This is a genomic window from Bordetella sp. N (assembly GCF_001433395.1).
GTDB lineage: Bacteria > Pseudomonadota > Gammaproteobacteria > Burkholderiales > Burkholderiaceae_B > Bordetella_C.
Window position 1 is genome coordinate 613,245 of sequence record NZ_CP013111.1, and the last position, 21,162, is coordinate 634,406.

Consider the following 21,162-nt stretch of genomic DNA (forward strand, 5'->3'; position numbering starts at 1 on the left):
AGCCAAACCGCCCAGCCGGGCGGCCCCGCTGGGTTGGAACCAGATCCGCCGCGTCTGTTCCTGAGCAACATCTTTCTATTTTGTGAAAGATTTGCGGAGGGGCATACGATGGGCGGAATTCAATCCAGTTTTTCATGCATGGCGTGGTCATGCACACGTACGGACCTTGCGGATGCGGACACTGCGGATCCGCCTTACGGCGCCGTCGCCACGGGAGCATCCTCGCCGCCCGGACGGGCGCGCAGTCGCCCAGGCAGCATGAATTCGGCGGGCAGCACGACACCGAGCATCAGCAATACGGAAGCTTCATCCGATACCAGGGCCTCCCGGCGCGGCACGCAGGTCTGCGGCGACCAAGGGGCCGGCATCGCAGCCACCGACCAGTCGGCCATCGCGGTGCCGGTGGAAGACTGCCGCATCGGCGAGAGCACGTACTCCATCGCCTATCTGCGCAAACTGGGGGCTTGGGCGGTGGCGGGCGACATCGGTTCCAGGGCCTCGCGCGTTAAGTGCGCCGCCTGGGTCCTGTGCATGCAGCCAGGCGACGTCCTGATACAACGTGACGATGGCAAGCTGGAATTTCTCGCGAAACGTCTCTGGGGCGGACCCACCGACTACCTGGTGATTCCCGCAGCCCGGCCAATCGGAGAAACCTTCTGGCCACCGCTGGGTTGGTACTACGATGCCAAAAAGGCGCTGGACCAAGCGCATCCGGGTTGTGGGGCAACGGCCGAGAATGGCGCCCCCCCTGATGACACTCCCTACGGCACGCCTGACGGCTCCGACGAGCACGTCTCAGCCCGGCCGCCTTTGCCGCCTGAGCAGGAATGGGCGGAGTACGACATGCTCCAAGCCGCGCTGCACTACTACGCTGCGGGCGACCTCGCCAGCAGGGGCATCAGCGACATCGCCCGCGAGCAGATGTACCGCAGGGCCTATCTCATAAGATCGATGCATCCGACCGGGCTGCGACTCGTCGCCCATGCTTCCGTCTGTTTGCCGGCGCTGATAACCGCCCACACGGCGCCGAACCCGCCGCCCAAGCCACCGTTCCCGGAGGGCAGGGCCAATCCTGCATTCCTTCTGGATGAGAATGGCTTCGAAGAAGTAAGCCTGGGTGCGCAGCCAGGCACGGGGCCGGGTTCCAGCCGGGACGACGCCTCAGGCAGCGAGGTCGACTGGTAAGTCCGACCCGTGCTGCACGGTCCGTTCGATCGTTCCCGGCTACAGCCAGACGAATGCGCCGATCACCAGGACCACCAGCCCCCACTTCACGCCCTTGTAGACCGTCCGGTTCCACGCCTTGAACTGCTTGCGCTTCAGGTCGATCTTGTGGTGGAAGTGGGTCAGCTGGTTGATCGCGCCGGTCTTGTCGCCGCTGTCGTTGGGCGAGCTGGCGGCTGACATGACCACCCGGCCGAACCAGTGGTTGAAGGCTTCCGCCCAGCGCCATTTCAAGGGCCGCTCCACGTCGCAGAACAGGATCACGCGATTGGCGCCCGACCGGTTGTGGGCTTCATGGATGTAGGTCTCGTCGAACACGACACCTTCGCCGTCGCGCCAGCTGTAAGGCTGGCCGTCCACTTCGATGTAGCAGCGGTCGTCGTTGGGCGTGGCCAGGCCAAGGTGGTAGCGCAGCGACCCCGAGAACGGATCGCGGTGCTTGTTCAGCTTGCCGCCGTCGGGCAGCTCCGCGAACATCGCCGCCTTGATGGTCGGAATGGTCTTCAGGATGGCCACGGTGCGCGGGCACAATTCCTCGGCCGAGGGATGGCGGGCGTCGTACCACTTCAGGTAGAAGCGCTTCCACCCATACTTGAAGAAGGAATTGAAGCCGATGTCGTCGTTGTTCTCGGCGGCCTTGATGCGGCGCAGGTCCTGCATCTGCAAGGCCTCGTCACGAATGATTTCCCAGTTGTCCTGCAGCTTTTGCAGCTCCGGGAACTCCCGCGTGGAGACGTAGGGGGAAGTCGGCACCCGCGAGGTCAGCACCATGAAGGCGTTGACCGGCGCCAGCAGGACCGAGTGGTCCAGGAACACGCGCGACCACGACAACCGCACCTTGCCTCTAAAGTGACCATAGAGGATGGCGGCCAGCCAGAGGCCGGGAATCAGCCATTTCATAGCGTAAAACACCGTTCAATCCGAGATAACCGCCTATTCTTGCACACGCGGGTGCAAACCGCGCGCGAAAAAGGCGCCCTGGGTACAATCGCGGTCATGTCCGAAGCCCCCGTAGCCCCGTCCCCTTTTGTTCATTTGCGTGTCCACTCCGAGTTCTCGGTGGTGGACGGTCTCGTCCGTATTCCGGATCTGATCAAGCGTGTCGCCAAGCTGGGTCAGCCAGCCGTGGCGCTGACCGACCTGTCGAACCTGTTCGGCCTGATCAAGTTCTATAAAAAGGCGCGCGACGCCGGGGTCAAGCCGATTGCCGGCTGCGACCTGTGGGTGACCAATGACGAAGACCGGGAGAAGCCGTTCCGCGTGCTGGTGCTGGTGCGCGACCGGCAGGGCTACCTGAATCTGTGCGAGCTGCTGTCGCGCGCCTTCCTGACCAACCAGCACAAGGGCCGCGCCGAAGTGCGGCGCGAGTGGGTGCTGGAAAGCGAAGGCCTGATCGTGCTGTCCGGCGGCCGCGCCGGCGACGTCGGCCAGGCCCTGGAGGCCGGCAACGCGGTTACCGCCCTGGCCCTGGCGCGGGTGTGGGCGCAAGCCTTCCCGGGCGCCTATTACATCGAGCTGCACCGCGCCGGTTTCGATGGCGACGAAGCCTATACCCAGGCCGCCATGCGCCTGGCCGCCGAGGCCAAGCTGCCGGTGGTGGCTACCCACCCCGTCCAGTTCCTCGATCGCGAGGAATTCCAGGCGCATGAAGCGCGCGTCTGCATCGCCGAAGGGGAAATCCTCGCCAACCCGCGCCGCGTGCGCCGGTTCACCGAAGAACAGTACCTGGTGGACAGCACGGAGATGGCGCGCCGCTTCGCCGACGTGCCTTCCGCCCTGGCCAATACGGTCGAAATCGCTAAACGCTGCAACCTGACGCTGGTGCTGGGCAAGCCGCGCCTGCCGAACTTCCCCACGCCCGAAGGCGTGGGCCTGGACGACTATCTGGTCCAGCTGTCGGAAGAGGGCCTGGAAAAACGGCTGGAGTTCCTCTATCCGGATGTGGCCGAACGGGACGCCAAGCGCGAGCAGTACTACGAACGCCTGCGCTGGGAATGCAAGACCATCATCCAGATGGGCTTCCCGGGCTACTTCCTGATCGTGCAGGACTTCATCAACTGGGGCAAAAGCAATGGCGTGCCGGTCGGTCCCGGGCGGGGCTCGGGCGCCGGTTCCCTGGTGGCCTACGCGCTGGGCATTACCGACCTCGATCCCATCCGCTATGACTTGCTGTTCGAACGCTTCCTGAATCCGGAGCGGGTGTCCATGCCCGACTTCGACATCGACTTCTGCCAGGACAACCGCGAACGCGTCATCGACTACGTGAAGGAAAAGTACGGCCGCGGCGCCGTCAGCCAGATCGCCACCTTCGGTACCCTGGGCGCCAAGGCCGTGGTGCGTGATGCCGGCCGCGTGCTGGACATGCCGTATCTGTTCTGCGACGGACTGTCCAAGCTGATTCCCTTCAACCCGGCCGACCCCTGGTCGCTGGAACGCACCCTCAAGGACGAGCCGGCGTTCAAGGAACGCTACGAGCAGGAAGAGGAAGTGCGTGGCCTGGTCGACCTGGCCCAGCCGCTCGAAGGCCTGACCCGCAACATCGGCATGCATGCCGGCGGCGTGTTGATCGCGCCCGGCAAGCTGACCGATTTCTGCCCGCTGTATTGCCAGCCCGGCCAGGAAAACAGCGCGGTGTCGCAGTTCGACAAGGACGACGTCGAAGCCGCCGGCCTGGTGAAGTTCGACTTCCTGGGGCTGCGCAACCTGACCATCCTGGACTGGGCCGTGCGCTATGTGCGCCAGTTCAACGAGACCAAGCGCGACTTCGACATCATGGCGCTGCCGCTGGACGACCAGGCGGCTTACAAGGTGCTGACCGACGCCAACACCACGGCCGTGTTCCAGCTGGAATCGCGCGGCATGAAGGAGTTGCTGAAGAAACTGCGCCCCAGCAACTTCGAAGACATCATCGCCATGCTGGCGCTCTACCGGCCGGGTCCGCTGGAATCCGGCATGGTGGACGACTTCGTCAACCGCAAGCACGGCCGCGCGCCGGTGGACTACTTCCACGACGACCTGGAAGCGACCCTCAAGAGCACCTACGGGGTCATCGTCTACCAAGAGCAGGTGATGCTGATCTCGCAGATCATCGGCGGCTACTCGCTGGGCGGCGCCGACTTGCTGCGCCGCGCGATGGGTAAAAAGAAGGCCGAGGAAATGGCCAAGCACCGCGAGCTGTTCCAGAAGGGCGCGGTGGAGAAGGGCCACGATCCGGACCTGGCGGTCAAGCTGTTCGACCTGATGGAAAAGTTCGCGGGCTACGGCTTCAACAAGTCGCACTCGGCCGCGTACGCGCTGATTTCCTATCAAACCGCCTGGCTCAAGGCCTATCACCCCACCGAGTTCCTGGCAGCCACCATGTCGTCCGATATGGACGACACGGACAAGGTGCAGATTTTCTGCCGCGACGCCATCGACAACGGCGTGGTGGTGCTGCCGCCGGACGTCAACGCGTCGGGCTACCGGTTCCAGCCGGTCGAGGACGAATACTTCGCCAAGGGCCAGCCGCCGCGCACCATGCGCTATGGCCTGGGCGCGGTCAAGGGTACCGGCCAGGGCGCGGTCGAGGAAATCATCCGTGCCCGCGAAAGCGACGGCCCGTTCAAGGACCTGTTCGATTTCTGCCGCCGCGTCGACAAGCACTCGGTCAACCGCCGCACCGTCGAAGCCCTGATCCGCGCCGGCGCCTTCGATGCCATCGAGCCCAACCGCGCCGCCATGCTGGCGTCCGTGCCGACGGCGATGGAGGCGGCGGAGCAGGCCGCCCGCAGCGCCAACCAGGTGTCCCTGTTCGGTGACGACAGCAGCGCCGTGGTGGCCAGCGAACTGTCCAAGGTCGCGCCCTGGAATCTGCATACCAAGCTGTCCGAAGAAAAGCAGGCCCTGGGTTATTTCTTCAGCGGCCACCTGTTCGACGCCTGGCGCGACGAAGTGCGCCGTATCGTGCCCATGCAGCTGGCGCGTCTGGAACCGCAACGCGACCTGCAATGGATGTGCGGCGTGCTGGCCGGCGTGCGCGTGATGATGACCCGGCGCGGCAAGATGGTGTTCGCGGTGATCGACGACGGCACGGCCCAGGTGGAAATCTCGGTATTCAACGAGCTGTACGAGAAGCATCGCAACCGCCTGCGCGAGGACCAGCTGATCATCGTGCAGGGCAAGGTCAGCAACGACGAGTATTCGGGCGGCATGCGCATCGTGGCCGACTCGCTGTTCGACCTGCAGCTGGCGCGCGAGGCGCGTGCCCGCGTGCTGCGCGTGCGCTTGAACGGCAACGCCAACGCCGATCAGCTGCGCAAGCTGCTCAATCCTTACCGCGCCGAGCCCGAAAACGGCATTCCCGGCATTCCGGTCGAAGTCGAGTACCACAAGGACAATTTCCGCTGCACGGTGCGCCTGAGCGAAGAGTGGCGGGTGCGCATGGCGGATACGCTGCTGGAGCAGTTGGGTGAATGGGCGCGTCCGGACGGCGTGGAGATTTCTTACTGATGCAACCCTTGCGCATTATTCATTCCGAGGCGGCCACCGCCTTCGGTGGCCAGGAACATCGCATCTTCAAGGAGATGGTCGCCATGCGCGAGCGCGGCCATCACATGGAAGCGGTGGTGCAGTCGCGCGCGCAGCTGGTGGAACGCCTGGGCGACGCCGGGTTCACCGTACACAAGGTGGACATGGCCGGGGTAGGCAACTACTTCAAGGGCATCGCCGCCATCAAGCGCATCCTGCGCGCGGGCAATTATGACGTGCTGAACACGCACAGCCGGCGCGATACGGTGATCGCCGCGCCTGCCGCCCGGCTGGCGGGCACGCCGCCGCTGATCGTGCGCACCCGCCATCTGGCCAGCAAGGTCGGTTCGATGTGGTCCTATACCTGGTTGCCGCATCGCGTCACCACGGTCAGCGACCACGTGCGCGAATACCTGATCACCCGGGGCGTGCCGCGCGAGCGCATCGCCACGCTGTATTCGCCCATCGTGCCGCCGCCGCCCATCGAAAAGTCGACCTTGCGCGAGGAACTGAAGCTGTCCGACAGCGACATCGTGGTCGGTTGCGTGGCGGTGATGCGTCCCGCCAAAGGCCACCGCGCGCTGATCGACGCCATGCTGCCCCTGATGCGCACGCGGCCCAATCTGCACCTGGTCTTCGTCGGCAGCGGTTCGCCCACCTTCGAACGGGTCCAGGCCTATATCGCCGAACTGGGCCTGCAATCGCACATCCACCTGATGGGCACGCGCCGCGACGTGCCCAATCTGCTGGCCGGCTTCGACCTGTTCGCCCTGGCCACGGAACAGGAGGCGTCCGGCACGGTCTACGTCGAAGCGCAGGCCAGCGGCCTGCCGGTGGTCGGCACCGACGTCGGCGGCGTGTCGGAAATGTTCAAGGACGGGGTGTCGGGTTTCCTGGTCCAACTGCACGATCAGCCCGCGCTGACCAGCGCGCTGCAACGCCTGATCGACGACCCCGAATTGCGCAGGACCATGGGCGAGGCAGGCCGGCACATGATCCGCGACGAGGGCATCTTCTCGCCGCAGCGCCTGGCCGAGCGTACCGAGGCCGTCTACCGCAAGTGGCTGGCGGAGCGCGCCGCATGAAAGACGTGATCAAGGACCCGCTGACCGTGGCCCCCATCAAGGCCGCGCACAACGTTCCGGTGTTGATGTATCACCACATCACGCCGGCCGGCGGCATGATCAACACCACGCCGGCCAACTTCGAAAGCCAGATCGCCTGGCTGGCGCGCAACGGCTATACGTCCTTGACGGCGGAACGCTTCGCCGGCCATCTGGCGGGACGCCCGGTGCCGGACAAGTCGGTGCTGATCACCTTCGACGACGGCTACCTGGATAACTGGGTCTACGCGCATCCGGTGCTGCAGCGTTACGGCATGCATGCCATCCTGTTCGTGATCACCGGCTGGATAGGCGAGGGGCCGGTGCGCCCCTACGAAGGCCAGGACGGTGTGCCGGCCGCCAGCCTGCCGGCCGCGCCGGACCACGATGCCAGCAAGAAGCTGGTCGAAGCCGGCCGCCATGACGAAGTCATGCTGCGCTGGAGCGAAATCGACGCCATGCGCGCGGCCGGGACGTTCGAGTTCCACAGCCATACGCATACCCATACCCGTTGGGACCAGGTCTGTGGTCCGGATGTCGATTCCAAGCGCGCGCACGTCGCCAAGGAACTGGCCGATTCGCGCGCCACCCTGGAAGCCCGCCTGGGCCAGGTCAGCGACCATCTGTGCTGGCCGCAAGGGTATTTCGACGACGACTACATGCAGGAAGGCCGGACGGCGGGCTTCGGCCATTTCTACACCACCGATCCCTTCGGGCAGAACGTCGCCAATGCGGCGCCCGGCGCCGGCGGCCCCGAGCACATCTATCGCTTCGCCGTGCGCAACCAGCCTGGCGCCTGGCTGGCCAAGCGTCTGTGGTGGGCCGCCCATCCTTTCTGGGGGCCGAAGTACAACGCCTGGAAATCCTGGAAGAAATCCTTCAAGAAGCGCCTGCGGGGCCGCCGCTCATGAAGTTGTCGGTCATCATCATTACCAAGAACGAAGCGGCGCATATCGTGGCCTGCCTGGACTCGGTCAGTTTTGCCGACGAGTTCATCGTCGTCGACTCCGGCAGCACCGACAATACGGTGGAGCTGGCGCGAGACATGGGCGCGACGGTGGAGCAGACCGCGGACTGGCCCGGCTTCGGCCCCCAGAAGAATCGCGCGCTGGCCCTGGCGCAGGGCGAGTGGGTGCTGTCCATCGACGCCGACGAACGCGTCACGCCCGAACTGGCGGCCGAGATCCAGCGGGTCATCCAGACGGACGCCAAGGATGCCTACGAGATTCCGCGCCTGTCGGAATTTTGCGGACGTTTCATCCGGCACAGCGGCTGGTGGCCGGACCCCGTGCTGCGGCTGTTTCGCCGCGGAACGGGGCGTTTCACCGACGCCGCCGTCCATGAAAAAGTGGTGCCCGTGCAGACCTGGCGGGCCGGGCGCCTGGACGCGCATTTCATCCACTATTCCTATCCTGATCTGGACGCCTTGATCGCCAAGAGCAATCGCTATTCATCGGACGCCGCCGCGATGATGTACGCGCGCGGCAAGCGGGCGTCGATCTTCAGCGCGCTGGGCCATGGGCTCTGGACCTTCATCCGTATCTACCTGATCCGGCGGGGTTTCCTCGACGGGCGCCAGGGCGTGGTGCTGGCGGTCACGGCGGCGGCGGGCAGTTTCGCGCGCTATGCCAAGCTGATGTTCCTGGGTGACCAAGACAAACGCCCATGAAGATCCTTTACACGAATTTCCATCCGCGCAATGGCGGCGGACACGTCACCTACATCCTCAATCTGGTGCGTGGCCTGGCGCCGGCGCACGACATCACCGTGGCGACCCCAGGCACCAGCCGGCTGTATCGCTACGCGGGCGCCATTCCGGGCGTCAAGGTGGTGGACGCGCGCTTCAGCACGCGCGCCTCGGGTTTCTTCGCGGAACGCGCGGCCCTGCGCAAGCTCATGGCGACCGAGCGCTACGACGTCGTGCATGTGAACGGCTCGTCCGATCATCGGCACATCATGCTGGCGACCCTGGGCATGCGGCGTCCCCGCATCGTCTTCACCAAGCACAACGACCTGCCGCTGAACACGCTGGGACATCGCCTGCGCGCGCGCTTCGCCACCGACCGCGTGATCGCCGTCAGCGATTACGTGGCCGGGCTGCTGCGCGAGTCGCCGTACCGCGCCTTGCCCATCACGACGATACGGCATGGCATCGATACCGATTATTTTTCGCCCCCGTCGGTGTCCTTGCACGAGTCCTTGCGCGAGCGGTATTTCGGCCCGGCCTGGCGCGGCAAGATCCTGCTGGGCAGCGCGGGCGGCACCGATTACGACAAGGGCTGGCTGGACCTGATGGCGGCCCTGGCCGCCCTGGCGCCGGAACAGCGCGAACGCTTCCGCGTGCTGGTGGCGGGCGATCCGCCCAATGACGTCAAGATGGCGCGCGTGCGCGAGCTGGGTGTGCAGGACCTGGTCGTCTTCCCCGGCCTGCTCGATGACGTGCGGCCGGCGCTGGCCGCGTGCGATGTCGGTTTCGTGCTGTCTTACCGCGAGGCCTTGTCCTTCGCCTGCCGCGAAGTGATGGCGCTGGGCTTGCCGGCCTTGGTGACCTCGGCGGGCGGCCTGCCCGAAAACGTCATCGACGGTGTCGATGGCTGGATCGTGCCGGTGCGCGCGCCCGAAGCCATCGCCAAGGTGCTGCGCGGCATCCTGGACGCTCCGGGCTGCGTGGCCTCCATGGGCGCCGCGGCGCGCGAACGCAGCGCGCGCGAGTTCAGCCTGGCGCCTTTTGTCGCCAGCACGATGGACGTTTATCACGCGGCGCTGAACACGCCCTGATCGCCATGGCCATTCCTATCCTCATGTACCACCAGATCGGCGAACCGCCGCCCGCGGGATCGCCGTATCGCGGCCTTACCGTGCATCCGGCGCGCTTTCGCCGCCAGATGACCTGGTTGCGCCGTTTCGGCTATCGCGGCTTGTCGATGCGCGACCTGATGCCGTATGTGCGCGGCGAGCGCCAGGGCAAGGTCATCGGCATCACCTTCGACGACGGCTATCGCAACGTGCACAGGCACGCGCTGCCCATCCTGCGCGAACTGGGCCACACGGCGACCAACTACTTCGTCGCGCGCCAGTTCGACGGCGCCAATGTGTGGGACGCGGAGAAGGGCGTGCCGTCGTCGCCCTTGATGTCGTTGGCGGAGATGCGCGAGTGGGCCGCGGCCGGCATGGAAGTGGGATCGCACACGCTGGATCACGTGCACCTGCCGCAACTCACGCCGGACGAAGCCCTGCGCCAGATCACCGCTTCGCGCATCGAACTCGAAGCGGCCCTGGGTGCGCCGGTCACCGCCTTCTGCTATCCCTACGGCGAGTACACGCAAGACCATTGCCGCATGGCACGGGACGCCGGCTACGACAACGCCACCGTGACGCGGCGCGGCCTGGTGCATGCCGGCGACGATCCCTATGAACTGAAACGGGTATTGGTCGCCGGCGGCACCAGCCTGTTCAGCTTCCTGCGCAAGACCCTGACGTCCTACGAAGACAAGCGCCGGCGCCGTTGAAGGGCGCCGGCGCTTGCGGTCGCTGTGGACGTTGGGGCTACTGCGGCCATTGCGGCCATTGCGGCCACTGCGGCCACTGCGGCCAACGCGGTCGCATGGGCGCTATCAGAAACGCCAGGTGAAGTTGGCTTTCACGCTGTTGTCCTTGGCCCGATCACCGAAGGTGCCGGCGTAGCCCACGTTGACCGAGCCGTTGCGGCTGAAGTCCCAGGTCGTGCCCACGCCCACCAGCACGGCGTCGCGATTGCGCGGCAGGCCCTGGGTGTTGAACGCCACCGAGTCCTGCAGTCGCAACCTGGTGGCCGGCGTCAGGTTCCCGTAGGCATGCTGCCAGGCGACCTGGCCATGCACCGATACCTTGCCGTTGCCGCCCAGGTCCCAGGTGTTCTGTGCGCGCACGCCCAGCGTGCTGCTCAGATTGCCTTGGCTGGACGACTTGCCGCTGAGATTGGCCGGGCCGGCGCCGGACTCCTTGAAGGCGGCGGAGCGCGCGTGGTCGTAGGCCAGGCCGACATAGGGTTCGACCGTGGCGTCGCCGAAGGAATACGGCAGGCCGGCCTCACCGAAGATCTGCGCCGTGCCGGCCTTGTATTTGGCCTTGGCGTTGCCGAAGTCGGTATTGCGGCGGGTCTTGACGTCGTTGGTGCCCAGCGAGGCGCCGTAGCGCAGATTGACCGCGCCGGCCTGGGTCGAACCATAGCCTGACAGCGAGAAGCTGGTGATGTCGGCTTTTTGGCCGGCCCCCAGCCCTTGCGTGTTGGCGGTGGTGGTGCCGAAGGACAGCGCGCCGCCCAGGCGGGTGTCGGGTGTCACGGCGGTATCGGCGCCGAAGATCAGGCCGTTGCTGCCGCGGCGCAGGGCCGACGCGTTACCGTCGCTGGACAGATTGCCGCGGCTGTTCAGGTATTCGCCCCAGACTCTGACGTTGCTGCTCTGGTTCCGGCCCTGCATGCCGGGTGCGTCGCCGCGGGCCTGGTTCAACAGCGTTGCGCGGGTCTGCGACTGCTGCTCGGCGAGCATGCCGGTCGTGCCGGGATGGATATCCCCGGCCAGACGCGTAAGGCCGCGACGGGCGCTGTCGGCGTCATTGGTGTTGAACAGGCGTTCGAAAACCGGATTGCCCACGCTCAGCGAGTCAGCCGCCTTGCCGACAGCGCGCTGGTTGGCGTTCTTGGCCACGGCACCGAAGCCGCCCTTGTTGCGGTCGACGCTGACCACCAGGTTCTGGCCCTGGACGGACGTGTTGATGGCCGAGAACAGAATCGCGGCATCGCCCTGGGCCTGGTCGAAATTGCCGCTCACGCCCTGCTTGGCATCGATCAAGGCGAACTGCTTGCCCAGCAGGGACGAGTTGACGCCCTCCACCTGCAACGTGCCGCCCTGCAAGTCGGCCTTGCCCGCCACCAACAGTTGATTAATCGCGCCATCGCTGACCAGCGTGGACCGGATCACCCCTTGGGGCAGCTGCGTGAAGTTGCCCGCCACCTTCAAGGCCTTGCCGGCGGGGCCGCCCGGGATGACCACACCTTCGGAGACTGTAGTGCCCACCGTGCCCGAGCCGGTCAGGGTACCGGCGGGCAGCACCGTGGTGTTGGAGCGCAGCGTCGACCCGGTGACGTTGAGGGTACCGCCCGCGACCGTCGTGGCCCCGCTGAAGGTATTGATGCCGCTCAGTTCCAGCGTGCCGGCGCCGCGCTTGGTCAGGCCGCCATCGCCCCGGATGCCGTTGGAGAAATTGCCGTTGTAGCCCTTGGTGTCGACGTCGAAGACCTTGTCGAAGCCTTCGGCGCCGAACTCGCCGGGGCCGCGGGATGCGCGTTCGACGTCCAGCAGGCCGCGCCCGTAGATGCGGCGGTCGCTCAGGTGTCCGGTGGTGTTGGTGGTGGTGAGGATCACCTCCTGGGTCTGCGCGGCGGTCAGGAAGGGGAACTCGCTGCGGACGATGGCGGCCGCGCCGGATACATGAGGCGCCGCGCCTGACGTGCCCGCGGCGCCTTTCACCGTTCGTTTGCCGCCATGAAGAATCTTGCGGTAGCCGAGCGGCCTGGATGCGTCCTGCGGCTCCGCCTCGGTCTCCCCACCCGGGGCGGCGATGCACCATTGCCACGTATCGCCGCAGCGGTTGCTGTAGCTGGTGATCAGGTTATCGCGATCAGTCGCGACCACGGCGATGATATTGCGTCTGAGATGGGAATAGTCGGTGTTGGCCAGGCGCGGGTCGTTCGGATGCAGGAAGGGAATATCGGCCTCGCTTCTGAAGTCTTCCGGATTCTTGTCCGGGGCGTCGTCGATGACCCGATATGCACCGCTGCCGTGGTTGGCAGGCGAAATGAGGGGGACTAGTGCATTGCCGGATGGATTGCGTGAGGCACGGGGCTGGTCGTCATATTCGTTGCCCGCGGCGAACACCAGCAGGACGTCCTTCGATGCGGCATATTCGAGCGCGGCGGCATCGCCGTATTCGATTTGGCCGCTTGCAGCATTGAAGTCGACATAGTTGCCGGATTGCCTGAAGTAGCTTTCGTTGGGAATGGGCTTTCCGGTCGCGGGGTCCTGCACCTTCTTTGTGGAAAAGGCATGCGGACCATAGCTGCCGTTGATGACCCTGGCGCCGGCGTCGGTCAGATAGCGGATCGCGTGGCTGCTCGGCTCGTCGTCGCCGTTCGTGCTGTCAACCGCCACGCCGATGGCACGCCCCAGCAGGATGCTTGCTGCGGGCGCGACACCGCGGATATCGCCGTTGCGGCCATTGCCTGCCGCGATCCCCGTCACCATGCTGCCGTGGAAACTGCTGCGCTCGGACGAGAGAAATGCACCCGCATCGCCGATCCCGAAATTGGCCGAACGGGGATCGATACGGCCGGCAAAAGCCGGATCGTCGGGATATACGCCTCCATCGACGATACCGATCAGGGAGCCGGCGCCGGTCTTGCCCAGGCGAAATGCTTCGTTTGCACGGACGCGGTCCAGGTTCCAGTCGTCATCGGCGAAGGCGAGGGGACTGAAGGCCTGCGCAAGGACCAAAACGGACAGCTTGGGTATGAGGTTGGAGGTATTGCGCCCCGAAATGGCGGCAGTTTGCGGGCGAGTGGCGATGTGCTGCGTCATGTCGGTTCTCACTTGGATCAATCGAATCGCGTGTGCAAGGTGCATCAACGCGCTGTGATCGCATTAAGCTATTAACCGAGGGCTATCTATAGGAGAAAATTCTCAATAGGACGAAGCCGCGTATTCCACGAGCGCGCGGAAAACGCAAGATTTTTCTGACCGGCAGGACGGCGTCTCTTTGGTCTGTCGTCTTAGGAGGACGCCGGCGCGGTAGCCGCTTCCAGGTCGCTCAGCCAGGCGATGGCGTGAACCCGATCCGGGCCACACATATCGGCCGCGGCCTGCAGCCCGCCGCAGAAGGCAGGCCGTTCCGGCTTGCCGAAGACCGCGCAGCGCATGTCATCGAGTAATTGCGCGCAGCGTTGCCCCGCGGGCTTGCCCTGGGGCATGCCGGGCAAAGGACTGGTGATGGACGGCGCGATGCAGCAGGCGCCGCAGCCGGGACGACAGGACAACGCCATCAGACCCAACCCCGCAGCCAGTACACGAACAAGCCGGAGTATTCCTTGATGATGGACCGGCTGGCCTCGAAGGTACGCGCATCGGGCAGCCAGGTCTCCAGCGGCGGCTGCGTGGTGGGAACGACGATCTGCGGCAGGGACGGCGCCGCGACGGCGGTGACGCCTTGCTTGCGGAAGGCCGCCATGGCCCGTGGCATGTGCAGGGCCGAGGTCACCAGCAGCACGGTGCCCAGGTGATGGTCGCGCAGCTCGTCCTCGGTCAAGGTGGCGTTCTCGTACGTGGTGCGGCTGAAATTTTCGAGTATCAATGCGTGCTCGGGAATGCCGGCCTGGCGCAGTGCATGGGCCATGCCCTGGGCCTCGCTGACGTCGCCGGACAGGGCGCCGCCGGACAGCACGATCTTGGGCGCGCGGCCGGCCAGGTATAGCTGGGTGGCGGTCTGCAGGCGGGTGACCGCCGTGTCGCGGTCGTAGGGCAGGAACCAGTTCGGACGGCTGTTGGCGGTGTTGCCGCCCAGCACCACGATGGCGTCCGCCTGGGGCAGCTCGGCCGGCTGCATATAGGGATACTGCCGCTCCAGCGCGCCGCCCAGCCACAGGGACGTGATCGGCAGCGACCACGCCAGCGCCCAGGCCAGGCCCAGGATGGCCAGGACGGCGCCCGCGGCGCGCAGACGAAACAATGCCAATACCAGACCCAGGGCGACCAGGGTCAGGCAGAGGTTCAGGGGAATGACCAGATTTGCCAGCAGACTTGCGATTTCCATACCGGCACGATTGTTCCGAGGCGCGGCTTCCGTGTCAATCAGTGATACGCGCAAGGTCACCGCTTGATTCCAGGCAGGCTTTGACAGCCGGTTCGACGTCGCTCACCGCTGGCCAGTGCTGGTCCGAACCCAGACAGATGGCGGCGCGCGACCAGGGGCCGGTGCGCTCGCGGTTGGTGACGCCGAATAGGGTGATCTGACGTGCGCCGGCGGCAGCCGCCACATGCGATACGCCCGAATCATTGCACACGACCAGGGCGGCCCGGGTGGTCAGCGCGGCAAACGCGCCCAGGCCCAAGGCCGGCAGCAGGCGCGCGGTCGGGGCATTGCGGCGGGCTTCATCGACCTCGGCCGGGGGCGGGCACATGGCCACCTCCACGCCTTGCGCCTGCAAGCTTTGCGTCAGGGCGTCGAAATGCGGCCAGACTTTGTTGCGGCCGCGATGCAGGCCGGTGGCGGTGGGCGCGATCAGGACGAAAGGGCGGCCAGCGTCGTCGGTGCCGTTGGCCAGGCCGGCGGCGGCCAGCACCGTGTCGGCCGCGGCGGCCTGGTCGGCGGTGGGAGTCAGCCCCAGCTCCGGACCGGGCTGTTCCTCGCCTGCCGGCAGATTCCAACTGGTCAACGCTGTGCGCGTCAGGTGGTACCAGGACTCCACCGCATGCAGCGGCGCCTTCGGTTTGTCTATCGGCCAGCGCAACAGCAGGCTGCGCCCGTCGTCCCGGTAACCGGCCGTGGGGATGCCCGCCAGGCGCATCACTGCCGCGCTGGACAGGGAATCGGGCAGGCTCAGCCCGCGGCAGTCGCGCCCGCGCGCGCCGCTGTCGCGCATCTGTTGCCGCAGCGCGGCGCGATCCGCGCGGAAGGCGCCCCGCATCGGCACGAAGTCGTGCGCCGGCGCCACGCCGGCCAACAGGTCGCGGGCCCAGGGCCGGGCGCAGATCGTCAGAGGCAGGCCGGTGGCCTGCAGCGCGTACAGGGAAGGCAGGCTCATGCACACGTCCCCCACCCAGTTAGGCAGTCTGACGTAAAGGCGGAGATTCGAAGGCATAGCGGAAGTGAGCGGAATAATGGAGCTTTTGTCAAGGATGGTAATGCAGGCCAGGCACACGCCGTGGGATCTCGCGAGCCAACGGTACAATCCCGGGTCAGGATTGTATAAAAGCGAGAGATTTCTTGAATTCTGCCGCACGTAACGCGCAGGCGGGTCACCAGGCGGTCAAGTCCGTCATCTGGTCCCGCATCTATTCCCGTGTCGGGTCCCATTGGAAAGCACTGATACTGGCCGTGTTGCTGATGGCCGGCGCCGCCGGCACGCAGCCGACGCTGGCCGTCATCATGAAGCCTTTGCTGGATGACGGGTTCTCCGGGGCCAAGCCCTATTATGTCTGGGCGATTCCCCTGTCCGTGGTCGGTTTGATCGTGCTGCGCGGCGCCTGCAACTTCTTCAGCGATTATCTGCTGGCGTGGGTCGCCAACAACGTTTTGCGCGGCATGCGGCAGGAAATGTTCGACCGCCTGCTGGGTCTGCCCGACGCCGAGTTCAAGCGGGGCGATACCGGCCGGCTGTTGAACCGCTTCACCATCGATGCGGGCAACGTCACCGGCTACGCCACCGACGTCATCACCGTGCTGGTGCGCGAGTCGCTGGTGGTGGTGGCGCTGATCTGCGTCCTGCTGTACATGTCCTGGGTGCTGACCCTGATCATCCTGGTCACGCTGCCGATGTCCGTGCTGATCGCCCGGGTTTTCATTCGCCGCCTGCGCAAGATCAACCGCGACACGGTCAATATGAACGCCGAACTGACACGCGTGGTCGGTGAAGGCATCGACGGCCAGCGCGTGATCAAGCTGTTCGACGGTTACGAATTCGAACGCGGCCGCTTCGCTTACGTCAATTCCCGCCTGCGCCGTTTCGCCATGCGCAGCGCCGTCGCCGACGCCGCGATGACGCCCTTGACCCAGGTCTGCATCTCCATTTCGGTGGGCGCCATCATCGCCGTGGCGCTGGGGCAGGCCAACACCGGCACCCTGACGGCCGGCAGTTTCGCCGCCTTCATGGCGTCCCTGGCCCAGCTGTTCGACCCCGTCAAGCGCCTGACCAACCTGGCCGGCAAGATGCAGCGCATGCTGGTTTCCGCGGAAAGCGTGTTCACCCTGATCGATCAGGTGCCCGAGCTGGATAGCGGCACGCAGTCGCTGCCGGCGCCGGTGCGCGGCAAGATCGAGTTCCGCGACGTGGGCCATCGCTTCCCGGATGCGTCGCAGGACACGGTGAAGGGTATCTCCTTCAGCGTGCAACCTGGCGAGACAGTGGCCCTGGTGGGTCGTTCCGGTAGCGGCAAGACCACGCTGGTCAACATGCTGCCCCGTTTCGTGCTGCCCACCGAGGGCAGCATCCTGGTCGACGACGTGGAGATCAATGACCTGACCCTGGCCAGCTTGCGTTCGCATCTGTCGCTGGTCAGCCAGGACGTGGTGCTGTTCGACGATACCATCGCGGTCAACGTCGGCTATGGCTCGCTGGAGCAGGCCACCGACGAACAGGTGATGGCCGCGCTGGAGGCCGCCAATCTGCGCGATTTCGTCGCTCAGTTGCCGAATGGCCTGCAGACTCCCGTCGGCGAGAATGCCGCGCGCTTGTCAGGGGGCCAACGCCAGCGCCTGGCGATCGCGCGCGCCTTGATCAAGAATGCGCCCATCCTGATCCTGGACGAGGCCACGTCGGCCCTGGACAATGAATCCGAGCGCCAGGTCCAGTCCTCGCTGGAGCGCCTGATGAAGGGCCGCACCACCCTGGTCATCGCGCACCGCCTGTCCACCGTCCAGAATGCCGACCGCATCATCGTGCTGGACGCGGGCAAGGTGATGGAGCAGGGCCGCCACGAAGAGCTGCTGGCCCAGAACGGACTGTATGCGTCCCTGTACCGTATGCAGTTCCGCGATATGGATCATTCGGGTTAAGGCGCCTTCAGGTCATGCGCGTTGGAGAAAGCCGGCTCTGGTAAGCCGGCTTTCTTTTGTCCCTGTCCGGGCGCCTTTTCAAAATGGATCTGTCTTTCCGCACTCATCGGTCTCATCCTTTGTGTGGAGAATGAGCCTCCAGCGATCGGCTGCCTGGCTCGACAATTAGAAGACGCCGACGGTTATCCAGGGGCGGTCGCTGCAAGCTGTCATTCCCTAACTTGCAGGGCCCCACCCAAGGATGAAGATCATGGCTGACCCCAGGATTTACCGCACCCCTATCGATCTGCCGAAAGCGGCATTGCTGCAAATCAACGAAGCGACAGGGCGCATGTATGTCGTACAGAACGAAGACAGGCCGCGGGTGCTGGCGTTCAACATCGGCGCGGACGGCAGGCTGGAAAACAAGCAGATCAAGTTTCTGCCCGGAACCAGGACGTCGGCGATCGCGGTCGATGAGTACGATTGGTCCTACTTCTTCTATCAGGAAGGCGATCAATGGAAGGCCACGCACTACGACGTGACCTTCGCCGCACGCACGACGATAGACCTGCCGGTGACCAACGGCTTGATCAACACGGCGCGGTTCGATGTGAAGCATCGGCGGGTGTACGCGGCGTGGACCGATCTGAACATCTTCAATTCGACGTCGCAGGTGGTGGTCATCGACGACAAGCAGCACCAGTACCTCTCCACGATCGATATCTCGGAGCAAATGTCGGGATTGGTCGCCTCTACGACGCTGGACGATGTGCGTAACGTTCTTTGGTTGAGCGAGCCGGTTTCGAGCATCGTCTTTCCGATCGATACCGCCCAGGTGTCCGCCAAGGGGGCGATTCCGCTCCTGACTGACCCCCAGGAGCCGGAAGGTATTGCCATACAAACGAGCACGGGTTCCATGTTCGTGGTTGCCGTGGTGTCAGGTAGTGAGTTCGAGCCGACCTCGAGTCTGAACATTTACGACACCACCAGGCCGGGTTACCCGCTCATCGTGGCTCCGCTCTATATCAGCGGCATCTTTCGTGTCCTGCTGATGTCGGAGAAGATTCTGTATCTCGTAGGGCGGGGCGGCGTGCTTCCCATTGAGTTGAAGTCCCTGCAGGGACAAGAGGAAATCAAAATCAAGAGCAGTGCTTACGATGGTTCCGGGGAGCAGAGACCGGACCACCCCGTGGCCGTTATCGACAACGTGAGAAATCGCATCCACCTGCTGAATAGCGACGGCGAAAAGGGCGAAATCATCACGTTGGATTTCTCATAAGACGCCAGCATCGGTGCGTGCGGCCGCCCCGGCGGCTTGCAACGCTACGTCAGATGAGTACCAGGTCGTACTGCTCCTGGTTGTAAGTCGCCTCGACTTCCAGGGACACCTTCTTGCCCACGAAGTCGCCCAGCATCGCCAGGTAGGGGCTTTCCTCTTCAAGGAACAGGTCCACGACCTCCTGCGACGCGAGGATGCGGAATTCCTTGGGATTGAACTGCCGCGCCTCGCGCAGGATCTCGCGCAGGATTTCATAGCAGACCGTGCGCGCCGTACGGACGTGGCCGCGCGACTGGCAGGTGGGGCAGGGCTCGCACAGCTGGTGAGCCAGCGAATCGCGCGTGCGCTTGCGCGTCATTTCCACCAGGCCCAACTGGGTAAAGCCATTGATCGTCATGCGCGTGCGATCGCGCGACAAGGCCTTGCGCAGTTCGGCCAGCACGGTGTCGCGATGCTCGGGATCTTCCATGTCGATGAAGTCCAGGATCACGATGCCGCCCAGATTGCGCAGGCGCAGCTGACGCGCGATGGCCTGCGCCGCTTCCAGATTGGTCTTGAATATGGTGTCGTCGAAATTGCGCCCGCCGACGAAACCGCCCGTATTGACGTCGACCGTGGTCAGCGCTTCGGTCTGGTCGATGATCAGGTAGCCGCCGGACTTCAGGTCCACGCGGCGTGACAGGGCCCGGGCAATTTCATCATCGACATTGGCGATGTCGAACAAAGGGCGCTCGCCGCTGTAGTGGGAAATACGCTCGGCGACGGAGGGGGTGTACAACTTCGCCCATTCGATCAGGCTGGCACTGGTCGTGCGCGAATCGACGCGGATGGTGCCGGTACGCGGGCCCACCATGTCGCGCAATACGCGTTGCGACAGCGTCAGGTCCTGGTGCAGCGCCGTCGGCGGCGGCTGGGTGCGCGCCTGGGCCTGCACGCTGGACCACAGCTTGCGCAAGTATTCGAGGTCGGCATGCAGTTCGTCGTCGGTGGCGCCTTCGGCCTGGGTGCGCACGATGAAACCGCCTTTCTCGTCGGCCGGCACCAAGGCATGCAGGCGTTCACGCAATTGCACGCGCTCGGTCTCGGATTCGATCTTCTGCGAAATGCCGATATGCGGGTCGTGCGGCAGGTAAACCAGCATGCGGCCGGCAATACTGATCTGGGTCGACAGTCGCGCCCCTTTCGTGCCGAGTGGATCCTTGACCACCTGCACCATCAGCGTCTGCCCCTCGAACAGCAGCTTCTCTATAGGAGTGAGTGTCACACCCTGGCTGCGCTCCGCGCGGTTCTCACGCAGGTCCGCTATATGAATGAAGGCAGCCCGCTCCAGGCCTATGTCGACGAAAGCGCTTTGCATGCCGGGGAGCACGCGAACCACGCGGCCCAGATAGACGTTGCCCACCTGGCCACGCTGGATGCTGCGCTCGACGTGCAGTTCCTGTACCGCGCCTTGCTCGATGATGGCGACGCGGGTTTCAAAGGGCGTGACGTTGATCAGTATGTCTTCACTAGGCAGCACGGTGCTTGAGGGCATGTCGTTGGTTCTTCTATATATATGTATATGGTGTTCTGTGCGGCGGCAGCTGCCCGCGGACCCGCAGGGGACGACTGGCCGTTAATGTTTGCAGTCTATCGACAAAGTGGGTTGCCGTGGCGCAGAAGCTAAGGCAGAAGCCAAGACCCATGTTTTTTAAGTTTTTTAATGACTGACTTGCGCACGCCAAAAAAACCGTGCTATAGTCTCTTTCTTCGCTGCTCAAACGCAAACGCGACAACGAACCGGAAGCCCCAGGGCTGCGATTCGTAGCCAAGCAGAGTAGCGAAGGTGAAGTGAGATGATGAAGCAGTTTTAAGGTTCAGCGCATGGCGTCCCTCGAAACGGTTTCAGCGAGATCCGGCAACGGGTCGAGCAAGCAGACTTCAAATGCAAGGCGGTGACTTCAAAGAAGCACGCAGCGTTTGAAAGAAGTAAAAAAAGTTCAGAAATGAATTTGACAACTTCGAAAAACTGCTTCATAATCTCGTTTCTCTGCTGCTGAAACAGCAACGCGGCGAAAGCAGCGAAGCGAATCAGGTAAAACGGCAGGCAAGCAGTTGGCAGTACCGCTCTTTAACAACGAAACAACCGATAAGTGTGGGCGCTTGATGCGGATTGCGCTGTCCATCGAGAAATCGATGGCGCCAACGAAATCAAACGCTCACATAGAAGTAAGAAATTAGGGCAAAGCAATTTGTCTTAACTCTCACTTCCTTTGAGCAAAT

General features: G+C 64.4%; 15 protein-coding genes. 9 read left to right on the forward strand and 6 right to left on the reverse strand.

Translation table 11 applies throughout. The features are described 5' to 3' along the window. The first annotated feature begins 258 nt into the window (after positions 1–258). Positions 259–1,185: a hypothetical protein gene (locus ASB57_RS02650; RefSeq protein WP_156414042.1), complete on the forward strand. Its 927-nt coding sequence runs from the start codon at positions 259–261 to the stop codon at positions 1,183–1,185. Positions 1,186–1,224: 39 nt separating this feature from the next. On the opposite strand, the gene lpxO is transcribed toward ASB57_RS02650, so the two are convergent. After that, positions 1,225–2,124: a lipid A hydroxylase LpxO gene (gene lpxO, locus ASB57_RS02655; RefSeq protein ID WP_057650331.1), complete on the reverse strand. Its 900-nt coding sequence runs from the start codon at positions 2,122–2,124 to the stop codon at positions 1,225–1,227. A gap of 96 nt (positions 2,125–2,220) precedes the next feature. Here lpxO and dnaE point away from each other — a divergent pair, with 96 nt between their 5' ends. From dnaE to ASB57_RS02685, 6 genes are read left to right on the forward strand one after another with little or no spacing between them, the layout of a single operon-like run. Beyond that, complete coding sequence (gene dnaE, locus ASB57_RS02660; RefSeq protein WP_057655863.1) at positions 2,221–5,712, forward strand: DNA polymerase III subunit alpha; 3,492 nt, start codon at positions 2,221–2,223, stop codon at positions 5,710–5,712. Beyond that, on the forward strand, positions 5,712–6,815 hold the full coding sequence (locus ASB57_RS02665; RefSeq protein ID WP_057650333.1) for a glycosyltransferase family 4 protein: 1,104 nt from the start codon (positions 5,712–5,714) through the stop codon (positions 6,813–6,815). Before dnaE ends, ASB57_RS02665 begins: the two co-directional genes overlap by 1 nt. Positions 6,816–6,850: 35 nt before the next feature. Then, the gene (locus tag ASB57_RS02670) at positions 6,851–7,744 is read left to right on the forward strand and encodes a polysaccharide deacetylase family protein (RefSeq protein ID WP_057655864.1); all 894 of its coding nucleotides are present in this window, start codon (positions 6,851–6,853) and stop codon (positions 7,742–7,744) included. Further along, complete coding sequence (locus tag ASB57_RS02675) at positions 7,741–8,502, forward strand: glycosyltransferase family 2 protein (protein ID WP_057650334.1); 762 nt, start codon at positions 7,741–7,743, stop codon at positions 8,500–8,502. The genes ASB57_RS02670 and ASB57_RS02675 overlap by 4 nt, the downstream gene beginning before the upstream one ends. Next, positions 8,499–9,611: a glycosyltransferase gene (locus ASB57_RS02680; RefSeq protein WP_057650336.1), complete on the forward strand. Its 1,113-nt coding sequence runs from the start codon at positions 8,499–8,501 to the stop codon at positions 9,609–9,611. Before ASB57_RS02675 ends, ASB57_RS02680 begins: the two co-directional genes overlap by 4 nt. 5 nt (positions 9,612–9,616) lie before the next feature. Then, positions 9,617–10,342, forward strand: coding sequence for a polysaccharide deacetylase family protein (locus ASB57_RS02685; RefSeq protein ID WP_156414043.1), 726 nt, complete (start codon positions 9,617–9,619; stop codon positions 10,340–10,342). A gap of 105 nt (positions 10,343–10,447) precedes the next feature. On the opposite strand, the gene ASB57_RS02690 is transcribed toward ASB57_RS02685, so the two are convergent. From ASB57_RS02690 to ASB57_RS02705, 4 genes are all read right to left on the reverse strand, one after another. Then, the gene (locus ASB57_RS02690; RefSeq protein ID WP_057650341.1) at positions 10,448–13,450 is read right to left on the reverse strand and encodes an autotransporter serine protease; all 3,003 of its coding nucleotides are present in this window, start codon (positions 13,448–13,450) and stop codon (positions 10,448–10,450) included. A gap of 191 nt (positions 13,451–13,641) precedes the next feature. Beyond that, positions 13,642–13,911 carry a YkgJ family cysteine cluster protein gene (locus ASB57_RS02695; protein WP_057655865.1) on the reverse strand — a complete coding sequence of 90 codons (270 nt, stop codon included), beginning with the start codon at positions 13,909–13,911 and terminating at the stop codon, positions 13,642–13,644. Next, positions 13,911–14,678, reverse strand: a complete 768-nt coding sequence (locus ASB57_RS02700) for a YdcF family protein (protein ID WP_057650343.1) — start codon at positions 14,676–14,678, stop codon at positions 13,911–13,913. The genes ASB57_RS02695 and ASB57_RS02700 overlap by 1 nt, the downstream gene beginning before the upstream one ends. Before the next feature lie 34 nt (positions 14,679–14,712). After that, positions 14,713–15,726 carry a glycosyltransferase family 9 protein gene (locus ASB57_RS02705; protein ID WP_057650344.1) on the reverse strand — a complete coding sequence of 338 codons (1,014 nt, stop codon included), beginning with the start codon at positions 15,724–15,726 and terminating at the stop codon, positions 14,713–14,715. Between the two features lie 125 nt (positions 15,727–15,851). On the opposite strand from ASB57_RS02705, the gene msbA reads away from it, so the two are divergent. Both msbA and ASB57_RS02715 read left to right on the forward strand, forming a co-directional pair. Then, complete coding sequence (gene msbA, locus ASB57_RS02710) at positions 15,852–17,639, forward strand: lipid A export permease/ATP-binding protein MsbA (protein ID WP_057650346.1); 1,788 nt, start codon at positions 15,852–15,854, stop codon at positions 17,637–17,639. A gap of 250 nt (positions 17,640–17,889) precedes the next feature. Then, positions 17,890–18,900, forward strand: a complete 1,011-nt coding sequence (locus ASB57_RS02715; protein ID WP_057650347.1) for a hypothetical protein — start codon at positions 17,890–17,892, stop codon at positions 18,898–18,900. Positions 18,901–18,949: 49 nt separating this feature from the next. Here ASB57_RS02715 and rng read toward each other — a convergent pair whose 3' ends face one another. Beyond that, on the reverse strand, positions 18,950–20,434 hold the full coding sequence (gene rng, locus ASB57_RS02720) for a ribonuclease G (protein WP_057650348.1): 1,485 nt from the start codon (positions 20,432–20,434) through the stop codon (positions 18,950–18,952). Between the last annotated feature and the right edge of the window lie 728 nt (positions 20,435–21,162).

What these genes read in the sequence shown, in the direction of transcription:
- ASB57_RS02650 (WP_156414042.1), top strand. Translation starts at nt 259, where the DNA reads ATGAATTCGGCGGGCAGCACGACACCGAGCATCAGCAATACGGAAGCT.
- lpxO (WP_057650331.1), bottom strand. Translation starts at nt 2,124, where the DNA reads ATGAAATGGCTGATTCCCGGCCTCTGGCTGGCCGCCATCCTCTATGGT.
- dnaE (WP_057655863.1), top strand. Translation starts at nt 2,221, where the DNA reads ATGTCCGAAGCCCCCGTAGCCCCGTCCCCTTTTGTTCATTTGCGTGTC.
- ASB57_RS02665 (WP_057650333.1), top strand. Translation starts at nt 5,712, where the DNA reads ATGCAACCCTTGCGCATTATTCATTCCGAGGCGGCCACCGCCTTCGGT.
- ASB57_RS02675 (WP_057650334.1), top strand. Translation starts at nt 7,741, where the DNA reads ATGAAGTTGTCGGTCATCATCATTACCAAGAACGAAGCGGCGCATATC.
- ASB57_RS02680 (WP_057650336.1), top strand. Translation starts at nt 8,499, where the DNA reads ATGAAGATCCTTTACACGAATTTCCATCCGCGCAATGGCGGCGGACAC.
- ASB57_RS02685 (WP_156414043.1), top strand. Translation starts at nt 9,617, where the DNA reads ATGGCCATTCCTATCCTCATGTACCACCAGATCGGCGAACCGCCGCCC.
- ASB57_RS02690 (WP_057650341.1), bottom strand. Translation starts at nt 13,450, where the DNA reads ATGACGCAGCACATCGCCACTCGCCCGCAAACTGCCGCCATTTCGGGG.
- ASB57_RS02695 (WP_057655865.1), bottom strand. Translation starts at nt 13,911, where the DNA reads ATGGCGTTGTCCTGTCGTCCCGGCTGCGGCGCCTGCTGCATCGCGCCG.
- ASB57_RS02700 (WP_057650343.1), bottom strand. Translation starts at nt 14,678, where the DNA reads ATGGAAATCGCAAGTCTGCTGGCAAATCTGGTCATTCCCCTGAACCTC.
- ASB57_RS02705 (WP_057650344.1), bottom strand. Translation starts at nt 15,726, where the DNA reads ATGCCTTCGAATCTCCGCCTTTACGTCAGACTGCCTAACTGGGTGGGG.
- ASB57_RS02715 (WP_057650347.1), top strand. Translation starts at nt 17,890, where the DNA reads ATGGCTGACCCCAGGATTTACCGCACCCCTATCGATCTGCCGAAAGCG.
- rng (WP_057650348.1), bottom strand. Translation starts at nt 20,434, where the DNA reads ATGCCCTCAAGCACCGTGCTGCCTAGTGAAGACATACTGATCAACGTC.